General features: G+C 59.0%; 18 protein-coding genes and 1 riboswitch. Of the genes, 7 read left to right on the forward strand and 11 right to left on the reverse strand.

Going from position 1 to position 21680, the window contains the following annotated elements; all coding sequences use genetic code 11:
- Positions 1-228 precede the first annotated feature (228 nt).
- The gene (gene yhjD / locus HMPREF3140_RS16595; protein WP_002921337.1) at positions 229-1260 is read right to left on the reverse strand and encodes an inner membrane protein YhjD; all 1032 of its coding nucleotides are present in this window, start codon (positions 1258-1260) and stop codon (positions 229-231) included.
- Between the two features lie 106 nt (positions 1261-1366).
- Positions 1367-2266, reverse strand: a complete 900-nt coding sequence (locus HMPREF3140_RS16600; protein ID WP_004145179.1) for a LysR family transcriptional regulator — start codon at positions 2264-2266, stop codon at positions 1367-1369.
- 119 nt (positions 2267-2385) lie between these two features.
- Between HMPREF3140_RS16600 and HMPREF3140_RS16605 the strand changes: the two genes are divergently transcribed.
- The gene (locus tag HMPREF3140_RS16605) at positions 2386-3144 is read left to right on the forward strand and encodes an SDR family NAD(P)-dependent oxidoreductase (RefSeq protein ID WP_002921336.1); all 759 of its coding nucleotides are present in this window, start codon (positions 2386-2388) and stop codon (positions 3142-3144) included.
- Positions 3145-3178: 34 nt separating this feature from the next.
- On the opposite strand, the gene HMPREF3140_RS16610 is transcribed toward HMPREF3140_RS16605, so the two are convergent.
- From HMPREF3140_RS16610 to HMPREF3140_RS16620, 3 genes are all read right to left on the reverse strand, one after another.
- Positions 3179-3712, reverse strand: a complete 534-nt coding sequence (locus HMPREF3140_RS16610; RefSeq protein WP_002921333.1) for a GNAT family N-acetyltransferase — start codon at positions 3710-3712, stop codon at positions 3179-3181.
- A 66-nt stretch (positions 3713-3778) separates the two neighbouring features.
- Positions 3779-5431 carry an alpha,alpha-trehalase gene (locus HMPREF3140_RS16615; RefSeq protein WP_002921331.1) on the reverse strand — a complete coding sequence of 551 codons (1653 nt, stop codon included), beginning with the start codon at positions 5429-5431 and terminating at the stop codon, positions 3779-3781.
- Positions 5432-5670: 239 nt separating this feature from the next.
- The gene (locus HMPREF3140_RS16620) at positions 5671-6819 is read right to left on the reverse strand and encodes an iron-containing alcohol dehydrogenase (RefSeq protein ID WP_032412535.1); all 1149 of its coding nucleotides are present in this window, start codon (positions 6817-6819) and stop codon (positions 5671-5673) included.
- A gap of 126 nt (positions 6820-6945) precedes the next feature.
- Between HMPREF3140_RS16620 and HMPREF3140_RS16625 the strand changes: the two genes are divergently transcribed.
- Positions 6946-7569: a glutathione S-transferase family protein gene (locus HMPREF3140_RS16625; RefSeq protein WP_002921273.1), complete on the forward strand. Its 624-nt coding sequence runs from the start codon at positions 6946-6948 to the stop codon at positions 7567-7569.
- Between the two features lie 53 nt (positions 7570-7622).
- On the opposite strand, the gene gorA is transcribed toward HMPREF3140_RS16625, so the two are convergent.
- The gene (gene gorA / locus HMPREF3140_RS16630; protein ID WP_002921271.1) at positions 7623-8975 is read right to left on the reverse strand and encodes a glutathione-disulfide reductase; all 1353 of its coding nucleotides are present in this window, start codon (positions 8973-8975) and stop codon (positions 7623-7625) included.
- A gap of 72 nt (positions 8976-9047) precedes the next feature.
- The gene (locus tag HMPREF3140_RS16635) at positions 9048-9890 is read right to left on the reverse strand and encodes a 23S rRNA (adenine(2030)-N(6))-methyltransferase RlmJ (protein ID WP_002921269.1); all 843 of its coding nucleotides are present in this window, start codon (positions 9888-9890) and stop codon (positions 9048-9050) included.
- 193 nt (positions 9891-10083) lie between these two features.
- Here HMPREF3140_RS16635 and HMPREF3140_RS16640 point away from each other — a divergent pair, with 193 nt between their 5' ends.
- The 3 genes from HMPREF3140_RS16640 to rsmJ all read left to right on the forward strand — a co-directional run bounded on the left by HMPREF3140_RS16640 (position 10084) and on the right by rsmJ (position 14340).
- Positions 10084-11355, forward strand: coding sequence for an acid phosphatase (locus tag HMPREF3140_RS16640; protein ID WP_032412533.1), 1272 nt, complete (start codon positions 10084-10086; stop codon positions 11353-11355).
- Between the two features lie 182 nt (positions 11356-11537).
- Entirely contained in the window at positions 11538-13580 is a 2043-nt protein-coding gene (gene prlC, locus HMPREF3140_RS16645; RefSeq protein WP_004151426.1) for an oligopeptidase A, read from the forward strand.
- Positions 13581-13587: 7 nt separating this feature from the next.
- Positions 13588-14340, forward strand: a complete 753-nt coding sequence (gene rsmJ / locus HMPREF3140_RS16650) for a 16S rRNA (guanine(1516)-N(2))-methyltransferase RsmJ (protein WP_004188262.1) — start codon at positions 13588-13590, stop codon at positions 14338-14340.
- Between the two features lie 145 nt (positions 14341-14485).
- Here rsmJ and dtpB read toward each other — a convergent pair whose 3' ends face one another.
- Both dtpB and uspA read right to left on the reverse strand, forming a co-directional pair.
- On the reverse strand, positions 14486-15958 hold the full coding sequence (gene dtpB, locus HMPREF3140_RS16655; protein ID WP_002921264.1) for a dipeptide/tripeptide permease DtpB: 1473 nt from the start codon (positions 15956-15958) through the stop codon (positions 14486-14488).
- Between the two features lie 256 nt (positions 15959-16214).
- Positions 16215-16652 carry a universal stress protein UspA gene (uspA, locus tag HMPREF3140_RS16660; RefSeq protein WP_004145166.1) on the reverse strand — a complete coding sequence of 146 codons (438 nt, stop codon included), beginning with the start codon at positions 16650-16652 and terminating at the stop codon, positions 16215-16217.
- Positions 16653-17034: 382 nt separating this feature from the next.
- Between uspA and uspB the strand changes: the two genes are divergently transcribed.
- Positions 17035-17370, forward strand: a complete 336-nt coding sequence (uspB, locus tag HMPREF3140_RS16665; protein ID WP_002921203.1) for a universal stress protein UspB — start codon at positions 17035-17037, stop codon at positions 17368-17370.
- Positions 17371-17425: 55 nt separating this feature from the next.
- Here the strand turns inward: uspB and pitA are convergent, their stop codons facing one another.
- Complete coding sequence (pitA, locus tag HMPREF3140_RS16670; RefSeq protein ID WP_002921200.1) at positions 17426-18922, reverse strand: inorganic phosphate transporter PitA; 1497 nt, start codon at positions 18920-18922, stop codon at positions 17426-17428.
- Positions 18923-19151: 229 nt separating this feature from the next.
- Between pitA and HMPREF3140_RS16675 the strand changes: the two genes are divergently transcribed.
- Entirely contained in the window at positions 19152-20345 is a 1194-nt protein-coding gene (locus HMPREF3140_RS16675; protein WP_004150109.1) for a BaiN/RdsA family NAD(P)/FAD-dependent oxidoreductase, read from the forward strand.
- 39 nt (positions 20346-20384) lie between these two features.
- Here the strand turns inward: HMPREF3140_RS16675 and HMPREF3140_RS16680 are convergent, their stop codons facing one another.
- Positions 20385-21398: a magnesium transporter gene (locus HMPREF3140_RS16680; protein WP_004181490.1), complete on the reverse strand. Its 1014-nt coding sequence runs from the start codon at positions 21396-21398 to the stop codon at positions 20385-20387.
- 57 nt (positions 21399-21455) lie between these two features.
- Positions 21456-21637: riboswitch (M-box (ykoK) riboswitch) on the reverse strand.
- Positions 21638-21680 lie beyond the last annotated feature (43 nt).

The following is a 21680-nucleotide window of genomic DNA, read 5'->3' on the forward strand; positions in this document are numbered from 1 at the left end:
AGCCACAGGGACATTTCAATCTGTAACAAACGCGGAAAATGGGCAAAAAAGAGGCAAAAAGCGGATAATTTTTACACCAGTAAAAATAGTTCTATGAAATGCTTCACACAATTAAAAAGATAGAGAATAAAACCAGTTTTGAGTTAAATAAAAGTTACATGCTGGATTTATCTGCTGAAATCAAGCGCGAGGATGAATTTTGCCTCTTTTATTCATCCTCGCAATACCTCAGCGGTGGGTTTTGCCCGGCATCCGCCGGTCGTCTTTATACTCCGCGGTGGCGATCCACGCGGCGCAGAATAGCGTCAGGCGGGCGAAGAAATAGAAAAAGGCCATCAGCCCCAGCACCGATCCGAACGCCGCCCCGGAGGGGGATTTCACCAGCGCCGGCAGCGTCCAGGTCATGACGATTTTTATGATTTCAAAGCCAATCGCCGCGATAAGCGTGCCGCGAAACAGGGCCTTGCGCCGCGGACGATGGCGCGGCAGGCGCCAGAAAATCCAGAAAAAGAGCAGATAGTTGGCAAAAATCGAGATGGCGAGGCCGATTAGCCGCCAGGCGGGTTTCAGCCATTCAATGTTGTCGAGATACAGCGCGGAGATAATCATCTGCTGGGCGGAGCCGGCGACGGAGGTGATGGACAGCGTAATAATCAGCGCCACCAGCAGACCGATCAGCGAGATAAGATCGCGGAAGTACTTGACCCAGATTTTCTCCTCGTCCTGCGGCCGGCGCTCCCAGACGTCGCGCGATTGAGCGCGGATCGCTTCGCGCAGGTTGCCCATCCAGTTAATACCGGAATAGAGGGCGACCAGCAGGCCGACCAGACCGACGGCGGTGCGCTGTTGCACCGCGGTGTTGATGGTGTTTTTCAACGTTGCCGCCAGCGTTGGGTCGCTGACGTTTTGCAGAATTTTGTCGAAAATGTCCTGCAGCAGGGTTGGGTGCCAGGCCAGCACGAAGCCGGCGGCGGCAAAGGAGACCATCAGGATCGGGATCATCGACAGGAACGAGAAATAGGTGATAGCCGCCCCAAACTGATTGCCGAGCCGGTCATTGAAGCGCTCTGCGGCGCGCAACAGATGGGCGATCACCGGGTTGCGCTGCACTTTGGCCGCCGTTCCGGTGACGGTCTTCAGCGCCTGGCTGGCTTTTTGCCCGACGGCGGTGTCATTAAGGGCCTCGAGCGTGCTTTTGCTTTTCTCCGGCTGCGTATCCGGTTCCTGTGGCGGGCGTCGATCGTCGTTTTCCGGCGTCATACGTAATTTCTTCCTTTTTTACAGCGAGATTCAGCAAAAAGTATACCTTAAATGCCGTATCCTGCAGGAATGCCTCTCCCCGCCGCCCGTTTTCCGGCCGCGCCGCTCAATCGACATACGCTTTCATCAGTCCGCCCAGCCACTCCATAAACAGATTTACCCGGCGGGAGAGATTGCGCCGGTGCGGGTAGATCAGCGAGACCGGCAGCGGCTCGGCGCGGTACTGGGGCAGGATCTCAATCAGGTCGCCGGCGCGTAACGCCTCGCGCACGCCGGTGCGTGGCACCTGAATAATCCCCAGCCCGGCGATACAGGCTGCCTGATAGGTTTCCGTACTGTTGACCGTCAATATGCCGCCGGTTTTTACCCAGCGCACCGCGCCGTCGATCATTACCTCAAAGCCGGGGGGACGGACCCCGAGGGTGCTGGCGTAGTGGATCAGGGCATGATCCGCCAGATCCTCCAGGGATTGCGGATAGCCAAAACGCGCCAGATAGTCCGGGCTGGCGCAGTTAATTTGCGTCAGCTTGCCCAGCGGCCGGGCAATCAACCCTGAGTCTTTGAGCGCGCCGACGCGCACCACGCAGTCAAACCCCTCGCGGATCACGTCCACCAGCCGATCGCTGCTGCTCAGCTCCAGTTCGATGCCCGGATACTGCTGTAAAAAAGTCGGCAGATGCGGGATCACCATTTTTTTAGCAAAACCGACCGGCATATCCACCCGCAGCCGGCCGCTGATGCTCGCCGGATCGTGCTGGAACATGCCGTCCAGTTCGTCGAGGTTGCTCAGCAGATCTTTCGCCCGCTCGTAGTAGACCATCCCATCCTGGGTGAGCTGGACCCGGCGGGTGGTGCGGTGCAGGAGCCGCACGCCAAGATGGCTTTCCAGGGCCTGAATCTGTCGCGAGACGCTACCCTTAGGTAGCGCCAGGGTCTCGGCGGCGCGGGAGAAGCTCTCCAGATCCGCTACGCGAATGAATAACTGCATTGCATGAATTTTATCCATGCCGATCGCCTATTGTTGTTGTTAATGAAACAGTAAAACGCAATGTAGCGTATTTATTGTTGCATGAGCAGTTAATAAGCTACAACACAATCACAACGCAACCTGAAAGGGGTCTTCTGATGACACAACGTATCGCTTTAGTGACCGGCGGCAGCCGCGGTCTGGGTAAAAACGCCGCGTTGAAGCTGGCGGCAAAGGGAACCGATATTCTTTTGACCTATCACAGCAACCGCCAGGCGGCCCTCGACGTGGTGGCGGAAATAGAGCAAAAAGGGGTCAAAGCGGCAGCATTAGCGCTGAACGTCGGCGATTCCACAACATTTGACGCATTCGCCAGCGAGGTGGCGCAGGTGCTGGCGCAGAAGTGGGGACGCACAACCTTTGATTATTTACTGAACAATGCCGGGATCGGACTCAACGCGCCCTTCGCCGAGACCAGCGAAGCGCAGTTTGACGAGCTGATGAATATCCAGTTCAAAGGGCCGTTTTTCCTGACCCAGCGTCTACTGCCTCTCCTGCAGGATGGGGGGCGTATCCTCAATGTCTCCAGCGGCCTGGCGCGCTTTGCCCTGCCGGGCTATGCGGCCTACGCCGCGATGAAGGGGGCGATGGAGGTTCTGACCCGCTATCAGGCGAAAGAGCTGGGCGGACGGGGGATATCGGTGAACATCATCGCGCCGGGGGCCATTGAGACCGACTTTGGCGGCGGGGAGGTGCGCGATAACGCCGAGGTGAATCGGCATATCGCCGCCCAGACTGCGCTGGGGCGCGTTGGGCTGCCGGATGATATCGGCGACGCCATCGCCGCCCTGCTCAGCGATGAGCTGGCGTGGATGAACGCGCAGCGTGTGGAAGTCTCGGGCGGGATGTTCCTCTGATCCTGACTGCCCCCAGCCTGTGACCGGCGGTGCGCTACGGCGCATCGCCCTCCCCACGCAGCCGACCGAACAGCCAGTCGTTGTGCCAGCGTCCGTTGAGCCAGTAGTTTTCCCGCAGCTCCCCCTCCAGCCGGAAGCCGGCTTTGAGCAGTAACTGCTTAGACGCCTCGTTGCCGGCGGTGACGCTGGCGGTCAGGCGGCGGACGCCGCCGGTGGTAAAGGCGTAGTCGCACAGCGCGCGCAGCGATTCGTAGCCGTAGCCCCGACCCTGCGCCGCCGGGGCGAAGAGAAAGCCAACCTCGGCAATGTCGCGCTGATGATGCTGGTAGCCGGTCAGGCCGAGCGGGGTATGGGTCAGCCTGTCGCGCACCACCAGGCACAGCCAGTGTTCATCCCCGGGCGTCCACGGCGGCAGCCGCGAATCGAACGCCTCGCGGATGGCCGCCTGCGGTCGGGGATCGGCGACGTAGAGCATGACCTGCGGATCCTGCTGCAGGGAAAGAAAAAACGACCAGTCGTCCAGCTGCAGCGGTGAGCAGCGCAGGCGCGGCGTCAGAAGTTCAGGCATAAGCGTCGTTCCGGGCAGGGCGAATCCTCTGAACATAGCAGGAGAAAGCCGCCGGGAACAGCCCGACTAGGTTGGCTCACCGTACAGGCCAATCAGTCGGCGCACCACGCCGTTGGTCCAGCCAAAGCCATCCTGCAGTGGATACTCCCCGCCGCCGCCCTCATGGGGGACGCCGGTGGCAATATGGTATTTTTCAATCAGCTTGTGATGCTGCTTGTAAAAGTGGTTGACCGTCTGCAGCCAGCTCCAGGCAATCTCATCTCCCAGCGGATCCTGGCCGTAACGTTTAAATCCCTGGATCGCCATCCACTGCAGCGGCGCCCAGCCGTTGGGTTTATCCCACTGCTCACCGCTTTCGTATTCGGTGGCCATGATCCCCCCGGGGGTGAGCAGGCGGGCCCGCACCGCATCGGCAAGGCGTTCTGCCTGTTCGTGGGTCGCCAGGCCGACGTAAAGGGTGACGATACTGGCTGCGGAAAACAGCGCCAGCTGTTCACGGCGCCAGTCATAATCGCGGAAACAGCCGTTCTCATCATCCCACAGATAGCGGTTGACCGCCGCCCGCCGATCCTGGGCCTTCTGGCGGAAGGCCGCCTCCGTCTCGCGATCGCCCTTCAGGCCGGAGAGGTTGGCAATGGTCGTCTCCAGCTTGAACAGGAAGGCGTTCAGGTCGATGGGGATAAACTGCGTCGTGCGGATGCTGGCCAGCCGCGTGATATCCCGCAGCCAGCGGCTGGAGTAGTCCCAGCCGGACGCGGCGCCCGCCCGCAGGTCGCGGTACACTTCATTGGCGGGCCGCCCGGAGTGTCGGGCGGTCTCCACGTCTTCGCGCCACGACTCATCCCGCGGCGTGTCACGGTCGTCCCAGTAGCGATTGAGCAGGGAGCCATCCGGCATACGCACCACGTGGCGATACGCCTGGTGCGGGATCAACGACTCGGCGCCGTCCATCCAGAAGGCGTGCTCCATCTTCAGATGGTCCAGATAGCGCTTCGCGCCGCGCACGCCATCCTCTTCAAAGAGTTCGACCATCAGGGCGAACACCGGCGGCTGCGAGCGGCTGAGGTAGTAGGTGCGGTTGCCGTTCGGAATGTGGCCGTAGGTTTCAATCAGCCAGGCAAAGTTATCGGCCATGCATTTCAGCAAATCTTCCCGGCCGCTCTCCGCCAGCCCCAGCATGGTGAAATAAGAGTCCCAGTAATAGGTTTCGCTAAAGCGACCGCCGGGCACGATGTAGGCCTGCGGCAGCGCCAGTAGCGATGACCACGGGATATGATCCTGAGGCTCGCGGGTCAGCACCGGCCACAGCTTGTCGATGTGTTCTTTCAGGGTCAGGCTGGGGTCGGAGATATAGATGTCGCTCTGGCTCTCCGGCAGCCAGAAGTTGTCCTCAACGAACTGCCGCAGATCGAAGTCGGGCTGGCGTTTGACCTTGCGGTAGTTCCGCAGGATGTCCAGCGGATCGTGTTTCGGCGCGCAGTCGGGGAAGGTTTTGCTGTCCGCGAAAATGCGTGATTTCTGCACGTTGGTAAACAGCTCAAGATAGCGATCCGCCGGGGTGAGGGCATCGGACGCCGGAAGCCCCTCGATCACCTCAGGCTCCGGTTCAGCGTCTATCATCTCATCCAGCTTTAATTCGTACGGATCGGCTTCGTAGCAGGGATCGATGTCGATCCTTAACTCGTCGTCTTCAACGTGGCGTAATTTCTGGCTGAACATAGCGATACGGACCTCCGGATAGCGTGAGTTCGGGGCCGGGCATACCCGGCCTTGTCTATTAAGCGTAGACAGTCGCTTCGGTGAGTGTGAAGCAAACTGTGCGTGAGATCACGCTTTTCCGCCGAGAAGAAAAGCTGCCATTTCAAAGTACGCTGTTGATAAGTAATTAAAAATTGTACATCCTGGCGCAGATGAAATTCGGAGCATTCATTATGCAACAAAATTTTATCCCGGGGCGCTCACTCCCACGCCGCCTCCAGCATCTCCAGCAGCTGTTCGCCGCTCAGGCTGACCGGGTTGGCCTTCATCGATGAGGAGGTGCTGGCGGCCAGCGCCGCCGGTTCCAGCGCATCGCGCGCTACGCCGAGGTCGCGCAGGGTGCCAAGGCCAGCGCGATGGCTCCATTCCCGCAGACTGTCCCAGACCTGATCCACAGGGACGTCCAGCCCGTCGGCCAGCCAGCGGCGGACATCGTTAACGCGCTGGCGCAGGCCAGGGTCGTTGATCTGCGACTCATTGAGCGCCAGGCCAAACGGCAACAAACTGCCGCATAGGGCGCCGTGCGAGGCGCGGCTCAGGCCCCCCAGCGGGCCGGCGAGGCCGTGGATCACCCCCAGCCCGGCGTTCGCCAGCGCCAGTCCGCCGCACAGGCTGACCCAGGCCATCTCGTCGCGGCTGGCCGGACACTCTTGTTCCATCAGGATTTTTAGCGCGCGAATTCCCCGCGGGATCGCCTGCTGGCAGAAAGCATCGGTGAAGGGAGTGGCCCGGCTGCAGAGCCAGGGCTCGATCACCTGGGTCAGGGCGTCGAGGCCGGAGCTCAGGGTGATGCTCCGCGGCGCGTTGTCGGTTAGCGCCGGGTCGACAATCGCCAGGTCAGGCAGCATTCGGTCGTCGCGCAGGCTCACTTTCCGCTGCTGTTCCGGAACGTTGATCACCGCATTTTTGGTGACCTCCGCGCCCGTGCCAGCGGTGGTGGGGATCGCTACGAACGGCAGGGGACTGGCTTCCAGCTGACGGCCCGTTCCCACCACCTCCAGATAGTCGATCACAGGGCCGGCGGCGGGGACCAGCGCCGCAATCGCCTTACCGGCGTCAATCACCGCGCCGCCGCCGAGGCTGACCACTGCTCTGATCCCTTTCTCGCGCGCCAGCTGGACGCCCTGCTCGATATCGCTAAGCCAGGGTTCGCGACTTATCGCCAGCGTCGTGACCGCAAGCTGCAGCGCCTCCAGCTGCTGGCGGAGAAACGCCGCCCGCTGCGGGCTGGCGCCATGCACCAGCAGGATTGGGCCGCCCTGTTGTGCCAGCCAGGGGGCGGCGCTCTCGGCCTGACCACGGCCAAAACGAATATTTGCAGGCATCAAAACGGTAAAAGGGGTCAACATGTCGGGTTCCTTTTCGGCAAACAGGCTGGAATCAACTATACACATTATCCAGCGCTCTGCCTTGTTGCTGGCTGGCAATAGAGTAGAGTGAATGGACTGTCTTTTATGGCTGAGGAATCGCTGACGATGCTAACAATTCTGGGTAAACGCTCTTCAATTAATGTACGGAAAGTGCTGTGGACCTGCGAGGAAGCCGGGCTGGCGTACCAGCAGGAAGATTACGGCAGCGGATTTAAGCCCCTGGATACGCCTGAGTTTCAGCGTCTGAATCCTAACAGCCTGGTGCCGGTGCTACTGGACGATGACTTCGTGCTCTGGGAGTCGAACAGTATCTGCCGCTATCTGGCGCGCAAAGCGGAGCGCTGGGATCTGCTGCCCGCCGAGCCGCAGCCCGCCGCCGAGGTGGAGCACTGGATGGACTGGCAGGCGACCGAGTTCAATACTGCCTGGCGCCATGCTTTTATGGGGCTGGTGCGTAAAGATCCGCGCTTTCAGGATCCGGTGGCGATTAAAGAGAGTATTGCCGCCTGGACCCACTGCGTGCGCATTGTTGAAGCGCAGCTGCAGCGTACCGGGGCGTGGATAGCCGGCGAGCGCTTCACCCTGGCCGATATCGTGCTGGGGCTGTCGGTGCATCGCTGGAAAATGACCCCTTTCGCCCATCCGGAGATGCCAGCCGTGGAGCGCTGGTATATGGCGCTCAATCAGCGCCCGGCGTTTATGCGCCATGGCAATAACGGCGTGGCCTGAGCATAAAAAAAGAAGCCCCTGGGGGCTTCTTTTTATCATCCGGCGATCGCGTCTTAGCGCATGGTGACGAACTCTTCTGCCGCCGTCGGGTGAATGGCGACGGTGTTGTCGAAGTCTTTTTTGGTGGCGCCCATCTTCAGGGCCACCGCAAAGCCCTGCAGCATCTCATCCATCCCGAAGCCGATGCCGTGGATGCCGACAATCTTCTCTTCCGGGCCGACGCACACCAGCTTCATGCGGCACGGCTGACGGTGAGAGGTCACGGCGGTATACATCGCGGTGAAGGAAGATTTGTAGACCTTCACGGCGTCGTCGCCGTACTGCTCGCGCGCCTGCGGCTCGGTCAAGCCGACGGTGCCGATTGGCGGATGGCTGAAGACCACGGTCGGGATGTTGCTGTAGTCCAGATGCTCTTCCGGTTTGTTGTTAAACAGGCGTTCGGAGAGACGACGGCCTGCGGCCACGGCGACCGGCGTCAGCTCAACGGCGCCGGTATTATCGCCCACCGCGTAGATGCCCGGCACGTTGGTGTTCTGGAATTTATCAACGATGATGTACCCTTTATCGTTGGTTTTAACGCCCGTTGCCGCCAGATTGAAGTTGTCGGTCGCCGGTTCGCGGCCAATCGCCCAGATCAGGCAGTCAACGGTCTGGCTGCGGCCATCTTCCAGCTCCAGCGTCAGGCTGCCGTCGGCATTCTTCACCACCGCTTTCGGGATCGCATTGGTATGCAGCTGCGGGCCTTCGGCGTTCATCACTTCCACCAGGGTCTCAACGATCAGCGGATCGAAGCTGCGCAGCGGCGCGTGTTTACGCACGAACAGGTGGGTTTCGGCGCCGAGGCCGTTAATCACCCCCGCCAGCTCAACGGCGATATAGCCTGCGCCGACCACCGCCACGCGCTTCGGCAGCGCCGGCAGTTCGAAGAAACCGTCGGAATCAATACCGTATTCGACGCCCGGAATATCCGGGTGGCTCGGCCGGCCGCCGGTGGCGATCAGGATATGGTCAGCGGTGATGATCTCGCCGTTGACTTCCACGGTGTGGGCATCGACAAAGCGCGCGAAGCCTTTGATCACGTCGACTTTATTCTTACCCAGTACGTTGTCGTAAGAGGTATGAATACGGTCGATATAGGCGCTACGGCTGGCGACCAGCTTCTCCCAGTCAAAATGGTTGATGGTGGTATCGAAACCGTAGTCCGGGCCGTAAAGATGAATCGCTTCGCGGATCTGCGCCGCATGCCACATCACCTTTTTCGGCACGCAGCCGACGTTGACGCAGGTGCCGCCCAGCTCTTTGGCTTCAATCAGCGCGCACTTCTGGCCGTACATGGCCGCGCGGTTAATTGAGGCGATACCGCCGCTACCGCCGCCGATGGCGAGGTAATCATAATGTTTGCTCATGCCCATATGTCCTTAATCGTTGATTGCCGCGATTGTAGCGCGAGGCTTAAAAGGTTCCACCGATGGTTGCGATTACTCCGGTACGATCCAGCTGACGGTGGCGTGGCCGGTGCCGGTCGGAACCAGTTTGCTGTGCAGCCACGGCAGCACGTTATTCATCTGCTGCTCCAGCTTCCACGGCGGGTTGATGACGATCATCCCGGAGGCGGTCATGCCGCGCTGGTCGCTGTCCGGACGCACCGCCAGCTCAATCTGCAGGATTTTGCGGATGCCGGTGGCTTCTAACTCTTTGATCATGCGTTTGATTTGCGCGCGCAGCACCACTGGGTACCACAGGGCGTAGGTGCCGGTGGCGAAGCGTTTGTAGCCTTCGTTAATCCCGGTGACCACCGCCTGATAGTCGGTTTTAATTTCGTACGGCGGGTCGATCAGAATCAAACCGCGGCGCGATACCGGCGGCAGCTTGGCTTTCAGCTGCTGGTAGCCATCGGCTTTATCGACGCGCGCGCGGCTGTCTTTCTGGAACTCAGCGCGCAGCAGCGGGAAGTCGCTCGGGTGCAGCTCTGTCATCTGCAGGCTGTCCTGCTCGCGCAGCAGCTGGCGGGCAATCAGCGGCGAGCCCGGGTAGTAGCGCAGCTGGCCGTTACGGTTGAAGTGTTCGACTACCGAAATATACGGCTCCAGCTCCGCCGGCAGGTCGTCCTGCTGCCAGATGCGGGCGATGCCTTCAAGATACTCGCCGGTACGTTCGGCGTGCTCGCCGCTCAGCTGATAGCGGCCCGCGCCGGCGTGAGTGTCCAGGTAGAGAAACGGTTTTTCTTTCTCTTTCAGTGATTCAATGATCAGGCTCTGAACGGTGTGTTTGAGGACGTCGGCGTGGTTGCCTGCGTGAAAGCTGTGGCGATAACTGAGCATGGATGCAGAGATTCCGGGAAGTAAACAAGTTAACCGATAGTTTACCGCAGATCGGCCGAGATTACCGCTGCGCCGCCGCGCTGTTTCATTTCTGCCAAAAGCGTTGCAAAACATAACGCTGTCATAAAAACGTCAAACGGCCGCGCTAGCGTCGGATACAGGCAAGGTAATTATTTGAATAAAAGGAAAAATAATGAAAAGGCAACTCTCGCTGCTGGCCGTCGCGCTGCTGCTGGCGCAACCGGTTCTGGCTAAAGACACCCCGCTGAACAGGGCGGCGGCCCTCGCCAATAGCGTGACGCCGGCTGCCTCCAGCCAGGCGTATGACGATCTTGAGCAACAGGCGCTGGCGCAGCTACGCCACGCTCTGCAGGGGGATGCCGCCACGCTGACCCGCGATCGGCTGGCGCACACCAAACAAAACCAAACTCAGGCCGATACCGCCTGGCTGAAGGCCAGCGGCTATGACTTCCAGACCCGGGCCAACCAGCAGGCGGGCATTGCGCTGCTGTCGGCGTTCAGCACCCTGCCGGAGACCGTCGTGAAGCAGAATCTGGCGACAGTGACCGCCATCAATCGCGACGCCGTGCAGACCACGCGCCGTCAGGCGCTGGCCGATGCGGAAGGCATTAGCTACCTCTACTTCCTCAGCGACGCGCTGGGGCCACGCCTTGGCAAAGCGTTTCTGACCGCCTATGACCAGGGCGCGCTGGGGAAAGCGGCAGCGTTGATCAAAGCCTCGGAGGTCAGCACCGGCGAGGCGAAAAAGCACTTCAACAATCCGCGGCCGTTTCTGGTGCAGGGCAACACCATTCACCTGGTGCCTGACGATGTGGTGGTGAAAGATAACCAGCCCTACACCGCCGACGGCGGCTCGTTCCCCAGCGGCCACACCAACACCGGCTATACCGATGCGTTGCTGCTGGCGGCGATGATCCCGGAACGCTACGACGCGCTGGTGGCGCGCGGCGCCCGCTATGGCTACTCGCGCATCGTGCTGGGCGTCCACTACCCGCTGGACGTGATCGGCTCGCGAATGGTGGCCGAGCGCAACGTGGCCCACTATCTTAACGATCCGCACTACCGGGTATTATTTAACGAAGCCCGCGATCAGCTGCGCGCCGCGCTGGCGAAGGCCTGCGGCACATCGCTTGCCGAGTGCGCGAAGAGCAGCGTGAAAGACGATCCCTGGCGCGATCCGGCGATGCGTGATTTCTCTCGCTTCACCATGACCTACGATCTGCCGCAGCAGAAGGGTCCGCAGCCGCGTTTACAGGTGCCGGAGGGGGCGGAAGTGCTGCTGGAAGATGCCCTGCCGCATCTGTCAGCGGCTCAGCGTCGGGCGCTGATGGTCAACACCGCGCTGCCGGCGGGTTACCCGCTATCCGGCACCACCCCCGAACAGCAATTCTGGCAGCGGTTGAATCTGTCGGCGGCCTGGGAGATGGCGCAAAAAAGGCAGTAATGTGGTTTCCGGCACGCTGCACTGCGTGTCGCGCTTTTCCGGCAACGGGCGGACTTATCGCAGCAATACCCAGGCTGACGCACCGCCCGTCATTGAAATTCCCCCAACTATCCCCCATTTTAGATCTCATGCATAAGCGCCGGACGCGCGCTTCATTCACCCTTTTCAACAGGACAGCGCATATGACCAATCCATTATTGACGCCTTTCTCCCTGCCGCCTTTTTCTGCGATCAAACCAGAGCACGTGGTCCCTGCGGTCACCAAAGCGCTGGAGGATTGCCGGGCCGCGGTGGAAAGCGCGGTGGCGCATGGCGCGCCGTATAGCTGGGAAAATCTTTGCCAGCCGCTGGCGGAAGTGGACGATGTGCTGGGACGCATCTTCTCGCCTGTCAGCCATCTGAATTCGGTTAAAAACAGCCCTGAACTGCGTGAGGCCTACGAACAGACGCTGCCGCTGCTCTCCGAGTACAGCACCTGGGTCGGCCAGCATGAAGGCCTGTATAAAGCCTACCGCGACCTGCGCGATGGCGATAACTACGCCACGCTGAATACCGCGCAGAAAAAAGCGGTTGATAACGCGCTGCGCGATTTTGAATTATCCGGGATTGGCCTGCCGCCGGAGGCGCAGAAACGCTACGGTGAAATCGCCGCGCGCCTCTCTGAGCTGGGCAACCAGTACAGCAACAACGTCCTCGACGCCACCATGGGCTGGAACAAGCTGGTGACCGATGTCGCCGATCTGGCCGGCATGCCGGAAAGCGCGCTGGCCGCCGCTCAGGCTCAGGCGCAGGCCAAAGAGCAGGAAGGGTATCTGCTGACCCTGGATATTCCGAGCTATCTGCCGGTGATGACCTACTGCGATAACCAGGCGCTGCGCGAAGAGATGTATCGCGCCTATTCCACCCGCGCCTCCGATCAGGGCCCGAACGCCGGGAAATGGGATAACAGCCCGGTGATGGCGGAGATCCTCGCCCTGCGTCACGAGCTGGCGCAGCTGTTGGGCTTTGACAGCTATGCGTATAAATCCCTCGCCACCAAAATGGCGAAGGATCCGCAGCAGGTGCTCGACTTTCTCACCGACCTGGCAAAACGCGCCCGTCCGCAGGGCGAAAAAGAGCTGGCCCAGCTGCGCGCCTTCGCCAAAGCCGAGTTTGGCGTCGATGAGCTGCAGCCGTGGGACATTGCCTACTACAGCGAAAAACAGAAGCAGCACCTCTACAGCATCAGTGATGAGCAGCTGCGCCCCTATTTCCCGGAAAACAAAGCCGTTAGCGGCCTGTTTGAAGTGGTTAAGCGCATTTACGGTATTACCGCTAAAGAGCGTACCGATGTCGATGTGTGGCATCCGGAAGTGCGCTTCTTCGAGCTGTATGACGAACACAACGAGCTGCGCGGTAGCTTCTATCTCGACCTGTATGCCCGCGAGCATAAGCGCGGGGGGGCGTGGATGGACGACTGCGTCGGCCAGATGCGTAAACTGGATGGTTCCCTGCAGAAGCCGGTCGCCTACCTGACCTGTAACTTCAACCGCCCGGTCAACGGCAAGCCGGCGTTGTTCACCCATGACGAAGTGATCACCCTGTTCCACGAGTTCGGCCACGGTCTGCACCATATGCTGACCCGCATCGACACCGCCGGGGTTTCCGGCATCAGCGGGGTGCCGTGGGATGCGGTCGAGCTGCCGAGCCAGTTTATGGAGAACTGGTGCTGGGAGCCGGAAGCGCTGGCGTTTATCTCCGGCCATTATGAAACCGGTGAACCGCTGCCGCAGGAGCTGCTGGAGAAAATGCTGGCGGCGAAAAACTACCAGGCGGCGATGTTTATTCTGCGCCAGCTGGAGTTCGGCCTGTTCGATTTCCGCCTGCATGCGGAGTACAAACCGGAGCAGGGAGCGAAAATCCTTGAGACCCTGGCCGAGATTAAAAAGCAGGTCGCCGTGGTGCCGGGGCCGACCTGGGGCCGCTTCCCGCACGCCTTCAGCCACATCTTCGCTGGCGGCTATGCGGCAGGCTACTACAGCTACCTGTGGGCCGACGTGCTGGCGGCAGACGCCTTCTCACGCTTCGAAGAAGAGGGGATTTTCAACCGTGAAACCGGTCAGTCGTTCCTCGACAATATCCTGAGCCGCGGCGGTTCCGAAGAGCCGATGGAGCTGTTCAAACGCTTCCGCGGGCGTGAGCCGCAGCTGGACGCGATGCTGGAGCATTACGGGATCAAAGGCTGATTGCTACGTGAAGATCTGCTTAATTGATGAAACAGGCGCCGGTGACGGCGCCTTATCTGTTTTAGCCGCCCGCTGGGGGCTGGAGCAGGATGACGATAACCCGATGGCGCTGGCGCTGACGACGGAGCATCTGGAGCTACGCAAGCGCGATGAGCCCAAGCTTGGCGGCATCTTCGTCGATTTCGTCGGCGGGGCGATGGCCCACCGGCGCAAGTTTGGCGGCGGCCGCGGCGAAGCGGTGGCTAAAGCGGTGGGTATTAAAGGCGATTACCTGCCGGATGTCGTCGATGCGACGGCCGGGCTGGGACGCGATGCCTTTGTGCTGGCGTCGGTCGGCTGTCGCGTGCGGATGCTGGAGCGTAATCCGGTGGTCGCCGCGCTGCTCGATGATGGCCTGGCGCGCGGCTATGCTGACGCGGAAATCGGCGGCTGGCTGCAGGAGCGGCTGCAGCTGATCCACGCCTCCAGCCTGACGGCGTTAACCGATATCACCCCGCGCCCGCAGGTGGTGTACCTCGATCCGATGTTCCCGCATAAGCAGAAAAGCGCGCTGGTGAAGAAAGAGATGCGCGTCTTTCAGTCGCTGGTGGGGCCGGATTTAGACGCCGATGGCCTGTTGGCGCCAGCGCGTCAGTTGGCGACCAAACGAGTGGTGGTCAAGCGCCCGGATTATGCGCCGCCGCTGGCGGATGTCGCCACGCCTAACGCGGTGGTGACCAAAGGGCATCGGTTTGATATTTACGCCGGTACGCCGGAGTAATATTACGCCGTGGTGGTATCTCCCGGATAGCGGCGCAACGCGCCTTATCCGGGCTACCGAATTGTCGCCCGGCTCAGCGTAGCGCAAGCCGGGAACCACAATATCTGAACAAACGGCGCCAGTGCGGATCGGCCATCTTAAACGGTTACTCGGCGCTGGCCGGTGTATTAATCATCCGGTTCAGCCACGGCACCATCAGCGCCATTACCACCGTGACGCCCAGCGTCACCAGGCCAATTTTACTGAACACATTGGTGTAGACCGGCAGGGTCTGCAGCGGGTCGGTGATGTTTTCCGGCACGGCGGTGAAAGTCGCCACATAGCCGCCCAGCAGGAACGCGGCGGCCTGGGTCAGAAACCACATCCCCAGAATAAAGCCCATCAGATGCTGCGGCACCAGTGCGGCAACCATCGCCAGCCCCAGAGCGCTGATTAACAGTTCCCCCAGACTCTGGAACAGATAGACCAGCACAATAAACCACGGCGAGGTTAACCCCTGGGCGTCGGCGAACCACATCCCGGCCGCCGCGGCGGTCAGGAAGCCCAGCGCGCAGAGGAACATCCCGAGGGTAAATTTCACCGGCATGGTCAGGTCTTTACCCTTATGACCGAGATGGGTGTAGATCGCCGCCAGCACCGGGCTGGCGACCACTACCCAGAAGGGATTCAGCGCCTGGAAGCTGACCGGGTTGATGGTAAAGCCAAGGATCTCATGATGGACGTTGTTGATGGCGAAGAAGTTCAGCGAGGTCGGCATCTGGGCATACAGAATGTAAAACAGCACCGCCTCGATCATCAGAATAAAGGCGACGAACATTTTGTTGCGTCCGGTTTTATCGAGGCGAAACGCCTCACGGAAAAAGAACGCAATAACCACGACCGACAGAACAATCAGCACCAGGTTGGCGATCATCACGTTATGCATCAGCCAGGCGCAGAGAAAAATCATTACCACCGTACCGGCCAGCACCAGCGCCAGATTGCGTAGGCTGAGGGGGCGATGATCCGGCTCGGAGCCAATATCTTTCACCATCCCGCGGCAGGCGAAGTAGACCAGCAGCGCGATAATCAGCCCCGCGCCGCACAGGTTATAGGTTACCGCGTAGCCAAATTTTTCGGCGATCACCGGCGCCAGCGACAGCGACAGCAGCGAACCGATGTTTATCGACATATAGAACAGGGTAAATGCCCCGTCGAGACGGGCATCCTTCGGCGGATAGCATTTGGAGAGCAGGCTCGCCGGGTTGGCTTTAAACAAACCGTTGCCGACGGCGATGGTGCCGAGAGCGATAAAGATCAGCTGCGGTTTCAGCAGCGACATCCCGGTCATAAAGTAGCCGATAGCCAGCACAATGGCGCCGAGCACCAGCGTGCGTTTGGTCCCCAGCAAATGGTCGCCCACGTAGCCGCCGATGGAGATCAGCCCGTAAACCAGCGCCGCGAAGGCGCCGAAGGTGATAAAGGCCTGTTCCTGAGAGAAGCCCAGCTGTTTAACAAAGAAAACCGCCAGGATCCCCTGAACGCCGTAATAGCCAAAACGTTCCCAGAGCTCCACAAAGAAGATCATAAAGAACGGACGAGGTTGCTGCAGCAAGCCCGTAGGTGCAGTTGTATTCATATTCCTTCGCCTTGTATTACTTTCCCAAAAAGTATGAACGCGTATGCCAGAACGCGCCGAAAATGTCTGATAACTCGCCATGCTGCGGTTATTGGCTTATGGAATAGATTATTATATAGATATTTCGCCGAATAACTGGTTGATCACACTAATTGAATGGCGATTTTATGGATTGAAGTTCTGCCGCATGGCGAGGGAAAGCGAAAATAAAAAACGCCCGCATCGGCGGGCGTATTGCGCGGATAAAACGAGACGGTTATTCGTCTTCTTCGTCGCGCAGCGGGACGATCAGCATGTCGACATGAACGGTGTTAATCAGCTGGCGGGCAGAGGACATCAGCTTGCTCCAGAAGTCCTGATGATGGCCGCAGACCACCAGGTCCATATCGTATTTTTTAATCGCATCGACCAGCACCTGACCAAGGTCGCCGCTGCCGCTCAGGGTCTCGGTGATGGGATAGCCTGCGTTGGTCGAGAGCTCGGTCAGCGCGTGATGGGTCTCTTCGGAGATGCGTTTTTGCATGTCGCCGAGGTTAACGTCAATCAGCCCGGTGTAGAGGTCGGAGTAATTCACATCCACATGGATCAGGGAGACTTTCGCGTTATACGGGCGGGCCATAGAAACGGCTTTTTCAACCAGTACTTTACTCTCCGGGGACAGGTCTACTGCAATCAGAATATGTTTGTAAGCCATAGTGTTACTCCTTCCATAAGTTTGTCGATGACCATTGGACCTGACAGCTGGCGCTGCCGTTTCGCCCGCGTCCTGCGTGCTACATTCGCGGGAGGGTAGCCTTTAAGGACTTCATTGTAGAAGATATTTCCTACCTTATAGCGCCCCCCGCACTCCGTCAATGCACTGGGTTCACCTAAAAGTTAAACAAATTTATCCGTCTTACGTATTGATAACGAATAACCTTGTGGTAAAAAAATTAATGGATCTCCTACACTATTTAATGAGCCGGTCGGAAAAATAAATGTGATCGGAATCGCACTCTTTACGGTATCGTCGTGGGTTATTTGGGGAGCGGTAGCCGCGGAGGTTTTCTCCGTAGGCGGGTCGCCGGGGAGGAGGTATGATCAGCACTATTGCGCTGTTTTGGGCCCTGTGTGTCGTTTGTGTGGTGAATATGGCACGCTACTTCTCATCGTTGCGTGCATTATTGGTGGTGCTACGTGGTTGCGATCCCTTGCTCTATCAGTATGTTGATGGCGGCGGCTTTTTTACCTCGCACGGGCAGCCCAGCAAACAGATGCGGCTGGTGTGGTATATCTATGCCCAGCGCTACCGTGACCATCACGATGATGAATTTATTCGTCGCTGCGAACGTGTTCGTCGCCAGTTTATCCTGACCAGCGCCCTGTGCGGCCTGGTGGTGGTGAGCCTGATTGCGCTGATGATCTGGCACTAACGTTTCAGAATAAAAAAACGGGCCAGCAAGCTGGCCCGTTTTGAACGAATAACGCTTAAATCAGTTTCAGGGAGAGCCAGTAAAGGACGCCTGAAAGGATAATCGCTGCCGGCAGGGTCAGCACCCAGGCCATCAGAATGCTGGTCACCGTCTTTTTCTGCAGACCACCGCCATCCACCAGCATCGTCCCCGCTACCGAGGAGGAGAGTACGTGGGTGGTGGAAACCGGCATCCCGGTGTAGCTCGCCAGACCGATAGAAACCGCTGCGGTCATCTGAGCCGACATCCCCTGAGCGTAGGTCATGCCTTTCTTACCAATCTTCTCACCGATGGTGGTCGCCACGCGGCGCCAGCCGATCATGGTGCCGATACCCAGCGCCAGCGCGACAGCCATGATAATCCAGATTGGCGCGTACTCGATGGTGCTCAGCATATCGGTTTTCAGTTTCTTCAGCAGACGCTGGTCGTCAGCGCTCACATCCGGCAGCTTCGCCACCTTGTCGGTGGTGTCGGAGATGCAGAGCATGATGCGACGCAGCTGGCCGCGCTGTTCCGGTTTTAGCGACTCGTAGTTCTCAACGCCGGTCAGCATGGTTTTGACGCGGTCAAGGGCGTTGATGGTGTTCGCCGGATGGCAGTGGAACTCGCCATTGGCCGCGGTATTGGTATCCGGAGAAGGCACCAGCTGATCGACGCCGGTGGCTTTTTTCAGCAGTTCAGGACGCTGCTGGAAGAAGGTTTCCACGTTGTTGACCGCATCGCGGGTACGGGTGATTTCGTAACCAGAGGCATTCATATTCACCACGAAACCCGCCGGCGCGACGCCGATCAGCACCAGCATCACCAGGCCAATGCCTTTCTGCCCATCGTTAGCACCGTGAGAGAACGACACGCCAATAGCAGACAGGATCAGCGCGATACGGGTCCAGAACGGCGGCTTTTTCTTACCGTCTTTCTTTTCACGCTCTGCGGGCGTCAGGTGGATACGCGCGCGTTTTTTGGTTCCGCTCCAGTAGCGACGCAGCAGGAAAATCAGGCCGCCCGCGATCACCAGACCGACGATCGGCGAGATGATAAGCGAAGCAAAAATACCGATGACTTTCGGGATATTCAGCGCATCAACCACGGAAGTACCGGTCATCAGCGCATTGGTTAAACCAATGCCGATGATGGCGCCAATCAGGGTATGAGAACTGGAAGCTGGAAGACCGAAGTACCAGGTGCCGAGGTTCCAGATGATCGCCGCCAGCAGCATAGAGAACACCATGGCGAGGCCATGTGCGGAACCCATGTTAAGCAGCAGATCGGTCGGCAGCATATGCACGATGGCATAGGCTACGCTGAGACCGCCCAGCAGAACGCCGAAGAAGTTGAAGAGCGCCGCCATCGCCACAGCGAGCTGTGAGCGCATTGCGCGAGTGTAGATAACCGTAGCCACCGCGTTTGCGGTATCATGGAAACCGTTAATCGCTTCGTAAAACAGTACAAAAGCTAAAGCAAGCAATAATAATAGTCCGGTATGTAAATCCAGACCGGCAAATAAATGTAGCATAGGACGTTACGCCATTTTGAGGACATGAACGCGGCGCATTATCAGTGACTTTAGCGGCGCGGGCAAAGTGAAATATAGACTTTTTTTGATTTTCTTCCTGTTTAGGTTTTACCCTGTTGGGAGTAATCCTATATCTTTCAATGATGTATCTAATGCGGGATTTTTCCCGCTGGTGTGACCAGAGTGAAATATTTACAAAACCCGACAATTGGGGAACGAGGAACGCGGTGTGGAAAGGTTTGATGCCATTGTCGTTGGCGCCGGAGCGGCGGGAATGTTTTGCGCAGCGCAGGCGGGCCAGCTTGGCTGCCGCGTCCTGCTGCTGGATAACGGCAAAAAGCCGGGGCGAAAAATTCTGATGTCCGGCGGCGGCCGCTGCAACTTTACCAACATGTATGTTGAACCGGCGGCCTATTTGAGCCAAAACCCGCATTTTTGCAAATCTGCCCTGGCGCGCTACACCCAGTGGGACTTTATCGAGCTGGTCGGTAAATACGGCATCGCCTGGCATGAGAAGACCCTCGGCCAGCTGTTTTGCGATGATTCGGCGGAGCAGATCGTCAATCTGCTGCTCGCGGAATGTGAAAAGGGCGGCGTGCAGATCCGTCTGCGCAGCGAAATCCTCAGCGTGGAGCGCGATGAACAAGGCTACCGGCTACAGGTGAACGGCGAAACGCTGGTGACCAAAAAGCTGGTGATCGCCTCCGGCGGTCTGTCGATGCCGGGGCTCGGCGCCTCGCCGTTTGGCTATAAAGTCGCCGAGCAGTTCGGCCTGAAGGTGCTGCCGACCCGCGCGGGGCTGGTGCCGTTTACCCTCCACAAGCCATTGCTTGAGCAGCTGCAGGTCCTCTCCGGCGTGTCGGTGCCGTCGACCATTACCGCCGAGAACGGCACTCTGTTTCGCGAAAATCTGCTGTTCACCCACCGCGGCCTTTCCGGACCGGCGGTGCTGCAAATTTCCAGCTACTGGCAGCCCGGCGAGTTCGTCACCGTTAATCTGCTACCGGACTGCGATCTTGATGACTTCCTTAACGAGCAGCGCAGCGCGCATCCCAACCAGAGCCTGAAGAACACCCTGGCGATGCAGCTGCCGAAGCGGCTGGTGGAGTGTCTGCAGCAGCTGGGGCAGATACCTGATGTGACGCTCAAGCAACTGAACGTTCGCGATCAGCAGACGCTGGTGGAGACGTTAACCGCCTGGCGCGTGCAGCCGAACGGCACCGAAGGCTACCGGACGGCGGAGGTGACCCTCGGCGGCGTGGACACCAACGAACTCTCGTCGCGTACTATGGAGGCGCGTAAGGCGCCGGGTCTCTACTTTATCGGCGAAGTGATGGACGTTACCGGCTGGCTCGGGGGGTATAACTTCCAGTGGGCGTGGTCAAGCGCCTGGGCCTGCGCGCAGGCGCTGGTGGAAGGGTAATCTACGCGTCCGGGCGCCCTGGTGCCCGGACGTATATGATCAGTTCAACCCAAGAAAATACTGGGCGATTTTGAAATAGATAATTAGCCCGGTGCCATCAATCAGCGTGGCGATAAACGGCGCGGAAACTACCGCCGGGTCAATGCCGATCCGCTTAAGCACCATCGGAATGACCGAGGAGACAATCGCGCTCCACAGGGTAATGCACACCAGCGTCAGGCTGACGATGAGCGTGATTTCCATGCCAATCCCCATCATCCAGGCGCGCAGGCAGCCCGCCAGGCCCAGGGTCAGGGCAATCAGAAACGAAGTCGATACCTCTTTGCGGATCACCCGCCCCATATCGCGCAGTCGCACTTCCCCCAGCGCCATCGAGCGCACCAGCGTCGAGGTGATCTGCGTTCCGCTGTTGCCGCCGGTGCCGATGAGCAGCGGAATAAAGAAGGCCAGCGCGATGGCCGATTCCAGGGCTTCTTCGAAATGCTGCAGTACGCTGCTGGTGTAGGCTTCGGCCACGAACAGCAGCAGCAGCCACACCGAGCGTTTTTTCCACAGCGTCCAGGGGCTGATCTCGAGGTACGGTTTTTCCAGCGGCAGCGTTGCCCCCTGCAGCTGAGCATCTTCGGTGACGTCATCCTCCAGCAGATGGGCGATCTCCTTCTCCATCAGGCAGCCGACCAGCTCGCCTTTATCGACGACGGGGACCAGGTCGAGGCCGCGCTCGCTGAGCTCGGCAATCACCTGCTGGCGCTCATCGTCAGGTTTGACGCGAAACAGGCAGCTGTCCATCAGGTGGCGGATAGACTGGTTGATATCCGTTTCCTGGAGTAGCTTTTTGACCGACAGGCTGCCACGCAGCTTCTTGCCGGCGACGACAAACACCTGCCCGGGAATATCATCGCTGGCCAGTTGGGAGATAAAGTGTTCGCGCGCCTCATGAACGCTGAGATGTTCCTGCAGCGTAATAAAATCGGTACGCATGTACTGGGCGATCGCATCGCCGTCGAAGCCAGAGGTCGCCTGATGGGCGGCGCAGAGTTGAATGGAAGACATGTTTAAAAATCCCTATAAAAAATCACTCATAGGGGCGAACAAGACAGGGTTAGCGCAGGCAGATCCCTACGTCCTGGTTTTAGCACTGCATAACGTATCTGAACGGTCATGACCGCCAGAAGTTACCTTGGCAACACCTTGATTCGATGGAAGCCTGTATTTCCCTGAGTGGTCTCTCTCGATACCAACAGGGCGGTAACTTGTATTTATGCAGGAGCCTCGCCATAACGAGATCGTTAAATGAGGCGCCATTATTGGCGAAGAGGGATAATTCACAAAGCG

Source organism: Klebsiella sp. HMSC16A12, assembly GCF_001808265.1.
GTDB lineage: Bacteria > Pseudomonadota > Gammaproteobacteria > Enterobacterales > Enterobacteriaceae > Klebsiella > Klebsiella pneumoniae.